A 1,265-nucleotide genomic window follows, 5' to 3' on the forward strand; every position below is an offset into this window, starting at 1 on the left:
CGCTCGTCGCCGTCGGCACGGTGAGCGAGACGTTCATGTTCTTGACCACCGCGGCGGCAGCGCCGCGCAGCGGCGACTGCTTGCCCGCCGCGACCGGACCGGCCGCGGGCTTGGCGGCCGGCTTGTCGGCGGGCTTCGCGGTCGGATCCGCGGGTGGTGCCGCCGGGGCGCTCGGAGCCTGCGCGGCGGCGGCCGGGGGAGCGGCGGGTTCGGCGGGCGCCGGCGCTGCGGCCGCCTTCTTCGCCGCCTGACCAGCAGCCCCGTTCGCCGCGGGAGCCGCCTGCTCGCGGTCCTGGCCACCCACCGGACTGCCCGGCCGGTAGTCGGCGAAGAACTCGTGCCACGCCTGGTCCACGGTCGAGGGGTCGGCGAGGTACTGCTGGTACATCTCCTCGACCAGCCACTCGTTGGTTCCGAAGCCCGCCACGGAGGAGGACGAGCTGGAGGAGGGCCGGGATGAGCTCACGCTTGACACGGGGGCGAGTGCCTTCTTCGTCGGTGTTGGGCTTGGGCTGGCTGACGCTGGCTGGACGGCTGACGGCAGGGCGGGACCGGGGGTCGAGTCTACGCCCGTCCACCTGCGCCTACCCGGTGCGGCGGACACGCCCGCAGGCGCCCCCGGGGCGGGGGAGAGGAGCTAGTCGCCGGCGCCGTGGGCGACGAGCAGCTCGGCGAGGGCGTCGTGGCCGGTGGCCCGACCGGCGTCGTGGCGGCGGTGGCGGGCGGCGGCCAGGTGACTCATGTCGAGAGCGCTCGCGCCCTCGGGGGTCGTCGCGTTGACGTCGGCCCCGGCCGCGAGCAGCACCCGGACGATCTCGGGCCCGTCGCCGGCCGGCCCGGCGCCCACCGCCGCGTGCAGCGGGGTGCGCCCGGTGGGCGGGTCGCGCCGGTTCGCGTCGGCGCCGGCCGCCAGCAGGAGGCGCACCAGCTCCAGCCGGGCGCCGCCGGCCGCGAAGTGCAGCGCGCCGGTGTCGGCGTCGGCGCCGCGGTCCAGGAGCAGTTCGGCCGTGGGGACGGCGCCGCCGAAGGCTGCCCACGACAGCAGGTCGACGCCGCTGGTCCGGTCCCCGGGGTCGGTGCCGTCGTCGAGGTGGCGGGTCAGCTCGGCGACGTCCCCGAGGTAGGCCGCGCTCGGCGCGTCCACCTGGGCGCCGAGCTCCCGCAGGAGCGGCACCATCTCCGGTCGGAACTGCAGCGCGACGTGCAGCGGTGTCCGGTTGAACTCGGTGTGCGCAGTCAGGTCGGCCCCGGCCTCCACCAGCACG

1 protein-coding gene and 1 pseudogene are annotated in these 1,265 nt (G+C 76.9%); both read right to left on the reverse strand.

The genetic code is table 11. The features are described from left to right. Window positions 1-427 (reverse strand): annotated as a pseudogene (kgd, locus tag E4P40_RS27590) (multifunctional oxoglutarate decarboxylase/oxoglutarate dehydrogenase thiamine pyrophosphate-binding subunit/dihydrolipoyllysine-residue succinyltransferase subunit); the annotation flags it as partial. 210 nt (window positions 428-637) lie between these two features. Continuing rightward, window positions 638-1,265 (reverse strand): ankyrin repeat domain-containing protein (locus E4P40_RS27595; RefSeq protein WP_135161465.1); only part of this gene is annotated, 628 nt, incomplete at its 5' end.

The sequence above is a fragment of the Blastococcus sp. CT_GayMR20 genome, from assembly GCF_004570345.1.